Genomic DNA, 6519 nt, shown 5'->3' with positions numbered 1-6519 from the left:
AGGGCATAACAATCAACGTAAATGTTGAATGTCAGACCGCTTTCGCGAGCAAGCCCGCTCCCACATTAGTTTGTGTGTTCATGTAGGCACGGCTCATCTGTCAGTGATTTTGGCCGGAATAAGCGCTGTGTCGGCTTTGCGGGCTGGTTAAGATCGTTCCATCCATTTTCCTGCCTCTGAGGTTTCCATGCACTTTTCCGATCTGCTCGACGCTGTTCGCAGCCAGCCGCAAGAGCTGTCCATTCCGGCCGAATGGGGCCAGGGGCGGGCGAGTTTTGGTGGTCTGATAGCCGCCTTGCAATACGAAGCCATGCGCGCAAAAGTCCCGGCGGATCGTCCAGTGCGTTCGCTGGCAATCACCTTTGTCGGCCCGGTCGAGCCCGATGTGCCGGTCAGCTTTGAAGTCGATGTGCTGCGCGAAGGCAAAGCCGTCAGCCAGGTACTGGGCCGGGCAATGCAGAAGGGGCAAGTGGTGACGTTGGTCCAGGGCAGCTTCGGCGCCTCGCGACCTTCCGAAGTGGCGGTCACGGCCAACGCTGCGCCCGAGATGAAACACTGGGACGACTGCCAGGAAATGCCCTATATCAAAGGGGTTACCCCGGAATTCATGCGTCATTTGGCAATGCGCTGGAGCATTGGTGGCCTGCCGTTCACCGGCAACACCTCCCGCGATATGGGGGGGTGGGTGCGCTTGCGTGGAGAAGGGAAAGACGAGGTGGTCAACGAGGCGCATATTCTGGCGCTGGTCGACGCCTGGCCGCCGTCCTTGTTGTCGCATCTGAAAAAACCGGCGGCAGGTAGCACGCTGACCTGGACCATCGAATTCGTCCAGCCGTTGCTGGCGTTGAGCACGCTGGACTGGTGCAAGTACCTGGTTGAAATCGAGTATGCCGCTGACGGCTACGGGCACGCCGCCGCAAAACTATGGAGCGAAGACGGCCAGTTGATCGCCATGAGCCGGCAGACAGTCACGATTTTCGCCTGATCAGTGACGACGACGGTGGCGTTCACGCCAAGCGCGCCACCAGCCGCCACTGAAGAAAAACCGTGGGAAGGTCAGGAACTGCTCGACCATCAGGCGTGATACCGCATCTTTGCGATCACTGAACGGCTCGGAGGCTTGCGCCTCCAGGCGGTGACCGTGACGCTGCAGACCCAGGGCGGCGATCAGGCCGATAATGCCGATCGCGATGCTCGCCAGATCCAGGCTGAACACCCCCGAGACCATCAGTAAAAACGCCACGATGAACAGCGGCACGGCAATCAGGTGCAACACCAGATTGGTCGGGTGCTGGTGATTATGCGGGTACGCTCGCCATTGCCAGGCGGGAAGGTTGGGATGACGTTTGCCCATGATGCATATCCTTTGATTCGTTGAGGCGCTTGAATAAAGAATAGGCTTGGCGCGGGCCGTCGGCGAATCAAGGCTGGCTATCGAAGTGATAGGGGTCATGGGCAATATTGATGTTGGCCGGGCTGACGCTTTCGCGAGCAAGCCCGCTCCCACATTTGATCGGTGTGAACACGGATTTTGTGTGCACCAAAAATCTACTGTGGGAGCGGGCTTGCTCGCGAAGAGGCCCTCAAAGCTTGAGTTGCCCGATGGCCTTGCTCAATTCCCCCGCCAACATCGCCAACTCATTGCTGGTAATCGCCGAGTTCACGGTCTGCTGCACGGTATTTTCGGTCACGTCGCGAATGCTCACCACCGCCCGATTCATTTCTTCCGCCACATGGCTCTGCTGCTCGGCTGCCACCGCGATCTGCGTATTGCTTTCACGCATCTGCGCCACCGCTCCGGTGATTTCGGCCAGGGCCACGCTGGCTTCCTGAGCTTGTTGCATGCAGTCGTCCGCCTTGAACGAACTCTCCTGCATGAAGTCCACGGCGTCCCGAGTGCCGGCCTGCAGCGCTGAAACCATGGTGGTGATCTCGTCGGTGGACGCCTGGACGCGTTTGGCCAGGTTACGCACCTCATCGGCGACCACCGCAAACCCGCGGCCCATTTCACCGGCCCGGGCCGCTTCGATGGCGGCGTTAAGGGCCAGCAGGTTGGTCTGTTCGGCGATGCTGTGGATCACGCTGACCACGCCGTTGATCTTCTGGCTGTCCTCGGCCAGACGCTGAATCATCTCGGCCGTTTGCTGCACGCCGGTGGACAACCCGCCAATCGACTTCTGCACCCGAGTCACCACTTCCTGGCCACTGCCGGCCAGGGTGTCGGCTGTTTGCGAGAGGTCGCGGGTGGCGCCGGCGTGTTGGGCGATGTGATGGACCGTGGCAGTCATTTCGTTGATCGCTGTGGCGGCCTGATCGGTTTCGCTTTGCTGACCGAGCATGCCGTGACGCACCTCGTTCATGCTCGACGCCAGCCGCGCGGCACCGACATCCAGTTGCCGGGCGGTGTTGGCGACAGTGTTGACCACTCGCTGGTAACCGGCCTGCATGGCGTTGAAGGCGTTGGCCATCTGCCCGACTTCATCCTTACAAGCCAGTGGCACACGGGCCGACAGGTCGCCGGTTTTCTCAACATGGAGCATCACGTCTTTCAAGGTGTTGAGTTGGCTGAGCAGGAAGCGGATCAACAGTTGCGACGCGCCGAGCATCGCCAGCATCAGAATGAACACCGCTACCGCATAGTGGGTGAAGCGTTCGCCGAACACTTGGCTCAGGCTCGGGCCATAGGCAATCACCGCGGCTTGTTGGCCGTCAGGGCGAGTGAACACCTCGGCGCCCATCAACGGGTTTTCACCGAACAGCGGCATAGCGTTGATCTCGACCCAACCGTTGGTATCGGTCAGCTCCAGCAGCGGTTGCCCATTCAGTAACGGCGCCTGCCCACGATTGAAGGTCAGCAGGTGATCGACCTTGGACAGCGGCTGCCCGGCAGGCCAGGCATTGATCAATCGCGCCTGGGCCTGAGCCGACGCCTGGGAGGCGTGGCTGCGGGCCTGTTGTTCGAGCTGCACGGCGTACAGCACCAGCAACAGGGTGGTGACGAAGGCGACAGCGTTGACCGCCCAGAATTTGTATTTCAGCGAGATGTTGCTAAGCCAGGCACCCATGGAGGTCTTCTCTGATAGCGGAAACAGTTTTGGCAAGGTGCCAGCATTGTGCCGCTACTCAAGGCTTCGACTCTTGATATGGGTCAACATCCTCCGCAGTCCCAATGTGGGAGCGGGCTTGCTCGCGAAGACGGCGGCACATCCAACATTAATGTGACTGACAGACCGCTTTCGCGAGCAAGCCCGCTCCCACAGGGGATTTTTGGTTATTGGGGGATTGAGGGCAGACCGAAAAATGCTCGCGCACAGGCTGTGCTGTGAGCAGCCAAATCTTCCACCGTCTCCCCACGATGCAACGCCACCTCACGCAACACTTCTGTCAGATACGCCGGCTCGTTGCGACCGTTCTTCGGCTTGGGACGCAGACTGCGCGGCAACAAATACGGCGCATCGCTCTCCAGCATCAGGCGTCCGCGTTTAATCTCTTTGACCAACGGATGCAGGTGCGTGCCCCGGCGTTCATCGCAGATCCAGCCAGTGATGCCGATGTGCAAATCCAGATCGAGGTAGCTGAACAGCGCCTTTTTTTCACCGGTGAAGCAGTGCACCACGGCAGCCGGCAACTGGTCGCGGTAATCACGCAGGATCTCCAGCAATCGTTGGCTGGCATCGCGCTCATGCAGGAACACCGGCAATTGCAGCTCGACCGCCATCGCCAGATGTTCCTCTAAGACTTTTTCCTGTTGCGGGCGGGGCGAGAAATCACGATTGAAATCGAGGCCGCATTCGCCCACGGCCATCACGTTCGGCTCCTTGAGCAAACTGCGCAGGCGCTGAGCGCTGTCGGCGTTCCAGTCGCTGGCCGAGTGCGGGTGAATACCGGCCGTAGCGAACAGCCGCTGAGCGCTTTCGTCCAATTGCTGGCACAGCTCCAGAGCCTGTTCGCTGCCCTCGACGCTGGTTCCGGTGAGCACCAGTTGGCAGACCCCGGCAGCGTAGGCACGGTCGAGTACAGCCTGGTGTTTGTCGGCGAAACTGGGGTTGGTCAGGTTGACGCCGATATCGATGAGTTGCATGGTGCTACCTCGGACCAAAGGCCGGAAAGCATATCAGAGCTGTAGATTTATAAGAAAAACCAAGAACTACAACCAGTTAAAGCTGTCTGTTGAGGCCGCGCGCGAGGTCAGGGTTGGTAGATTTGCCATCACTGTGCCACTCTCACGCACTTTATCAGCGCTTCAAGCGCTCTGTTCCTGTCGCTCGACGTCATGAAATCAACCATGAGGTCGACCAGTATTCTTTCCGGAGAGTGGATGATTCGTCCCTCGGTTTTGTTACTGCTGTGTTGCTCGTTGCTGCTGCCCATGCCGGCGGTTGCACGCTTGGCCGGGCCGTTGCAAGCCGTGCCGGCGGCCAAGGTCCGCGACCTGGCGGAGATTCGCAGCAGTCGTGTGTTGCGGGTGTTGGTCAACCAGAGCCGCAACAGCTCCGGCGAAGTCCAGGGCCAAGCCATCGGCGTTGAATACCACCGCCTGCGCGCTTTCGAACAATACCTCAACGGCCATGCCCGTGACGGCCAGGAAATCACCCTCAAGATCATTCCCAAAGCCAAGGATCAACTGCTCGGCGCGTTGCAGCGCGGGGAGGGTGATCTGGTCGCGCCGGGGGAATTACTCGATCCGCAACCGGGCCTCGCCGTCAGCACCAGTCAACCGATCACCAGCAATGTGCCGTTGCTGCTGGTGGGGATCAAAGGCGAACGACGTTATACCCGGCTCGAACAACTCTCGGGCAAAACCCTCGCGCTGCCCACCGGCAGTGCCGCCGGAGATGCGGTCAGTCAGATCAATCAGAAACTTGCGCTGCACAAACTGCCTCCAGTGAAAATCGAGTGGGTCGATCCAAGCCTGGCGGTCGAGGACGTGCTGGAAATGGTCCAGGGTGGGATTTTTCATCTGACGATTGTCGAGCAACCGATTGCCGAACGCTGGGGCAAGATCCTGCCCAAATTGCGCTTCGATCGACAGGTCCTTATCAGCGAGCCAGGCGAGGAATACTGGTTCGTGCGTCGTGATGCCTCGATGCTGCGCGCGAGCATCGATCGCTTTCTGCCTACCTACAAGAAACCGTCGGACCAGGATGCGGCGTTCCTGCGGATCTATCGGCGCCTGTATCAAGTGCACTATCCGTTGGCCAAGGCTGATCGGCAGCGTCTGGAAAAGCTTCGACCGGTGTTGCAGAAACACGCTGAAGCCCAAGGCATGGACTGGCTGAACCTGGCAGCGCTGGCCTTCAAGGAGTCGGCGTTGCAACCCAACGCCAGAAGCGGCAGTGGCCCCACCGGCCTGATGCAAATCACCCCGTCCGCCGCCCAACGGGTTGGCGTCAGTAATATTCAAAACCTCGACGCCAATGTGCAGGCCGGCGCCAAGTACCTGGCGATGATCCGCCGCAAGTTTTTTGCCAGCCCCAAACTCAACGAGCGCGAGCGCATGGCGTTCGTGCTGGCGGCCTACAACATGGGACCGGAGCGGGTTCAAGGCATGCGCGCCGAGGCCCGGCGGCGCGGCTTGAATCCCAATCAGTGGTTTTTCCAGGTCGAGCGCATCGCCATGGAGCAGGTGGGAATGGGAGCTGTCAGCTATGTTAATAGCGTGAACAAGTATTACTTGGCGTTCGATCGGGAGCGGGAGTCGTTGGAGCCTCAGGGGCAAAAAGTGGCCTCACGGAAATGATCGACTAAGCTGATTGTTATGGTGCGTTTTTTGCGCTTTTAACATGAGTTTTACTGATTAATATAGCGGCCAACCAACACACACTCACAATGGATGACACAGCATGAGCACACTGATCAACAAGGTACTGTCCACCCGCGCGGGCTACGGTCTGACGATTCTGCGTATTTTCGTCGGCATTATCTTCGCGGCCCATGGCTCGCAGAAACTCTTCGGCGCATTCGGCGGCTACGGCATTGCCGGCACCGCGCAGTACATGGAAAGCATCGGACTGGCACCCGGTCACCTGATGGCGATCCTGGCGGGTGGTACCGAGTTCTTCGGCGGTCTGGCGCTGATCATCGGCCTGCTGGCACGCCCGGCAGCGCTGGGGCTGACCTTCCTCGCGCTGGTGGCTATTTTCACGGTGCACATCAGCAACGGTCTGTTCATGGCTAACAACGGTTATGAGTTCGCCCTGGCTTTGCTTGGTGGCAGCCTCGCGGTGCTGATCGAAGGTGCAGGCAAGCTGTCGGTCGACCGCGCCATCACCGACTGACCGCTCTCGCTCAACAAAAAGGCCTGCATTGTGCAGGCCTTTTTTGTTGCGCGTGATTCTTGACACTGTCCGGTCAGCTTCTCTAGGATGCTGCCCATGCGCCGATTTAAACAGCTACTTGCGGGGCGCCAGGTGACTCATTCAGTTGCCGATAGAAGCTTGAAACAGGCTTCGAAATACCGCTAAAGCGCTGGTTCGGTGTTGCCTCTCACCTGCCATGCAGACTTTTGAGGCAGAGACA

At 59.3% G+C, this 6519-nt stretch carries 6 protein-coding genes; 3 read left to right on the top strand and 3 right to left on the bottom strand.

Going from position 1 to position 6519, the window contains the following annotated elements; genetic code table 11:
• The first annotated feature begins 187 nt into the window (after window positions 1-187).
• The gene (locus KVG95_RS28660) at window positions 188-985 is read left to right on the top strand and encodes an acyl-CoA thioesterase (protein WP_052964055.1); all 798 of its coding nucleotides are present in this window, start codon (window positions 188-190) and stop codon (window positions 983-985) included.
• Here the strand turns inward: KVG95_RS28660 and KVG95_RS28655 are convergent, their stop codons facing one another.
• The 3 genes from KVG95_RS28655 to KVG95_RS28645 all read right to left on the bottom strand — a co-directional run bounded on the left by KVG95_RS28655 (window position 986) and on the right by KVG95_RS28645 (window position 4081).
• Complete coding sequence (locus tag KVG95_RS28655) at window positions 986-1354, bottom strand: Mpo1-like protein (protein WP_217858828.1); 369 nt, start codon at window positions 1352-1354, stop codon at window positions 986-988.
• 229 nt (window positions 1355-1583) lie between these two features.
• Entirely contained in the window at window positions 1584-3065 is a 1482-nt protein-coding gene (locus KVG95_RS28650; protein ID WP_217858827.1) for a methyl-accepting chemotaxis protein, read from the bottom strand.
• Between the two features lie 206 nt (window positions 3066-3271).
• Window positions 3272-4081, bottom strand: coding sequence for a TatD family hydrolase (locus KVG95_RS28645; RefSeq protein WP_217858826.1), 810 nt, complete (start codon window positions 4079-4081; stop codon window positions 3272-3274).
• A 237-nt stretch (window positions 4082-4318) separates the two neighbouring features.
• Between KVG95_RS28645 and KVG95_RS28640 the strand changes: the two genes are divergently transcribed.
• Complete coding sequence (locus KVG95_RS28640) at window positions 4319-5740, top strand: MltF family protein (RefSeq protein ID WP_217858832.1); 1422 nt, start codon at window positions 4319-4321, stop codon at window positions 5738-5740.
• A 103-nt stretch (window positions 5741-5843) separates the two neighbouring features.
• On the top strand, window positions 5844-6278 hold the full coding sequence (locus KVG95_RS28635) for a DoxX family protein (RefSeq protein ID WP_217858825.1): 435 nt from the start codon (window positions 5844-5846) through the stop codon (window positions 6276-6278).
• The last annotated feature ends 241 nt before the right edge of the window (window positions 6279-6519 follow it).

It is taken from the genome of Pseudomonas farris (assembly GCF_019145235.1).
In the GTDB taxonomy this organism is placed as follows: Bacteria; Pseudomonadota; Gammaproteobacteria; order Pseudomonadales; family Pseudomonadaceae; genus Aquipseudomonas; species Aquipseudomonas farris.
Note: the sequence above shows the minus strand (reverse complement) of the source record. Positions and strands in the feature narration are given on the sequence as shown.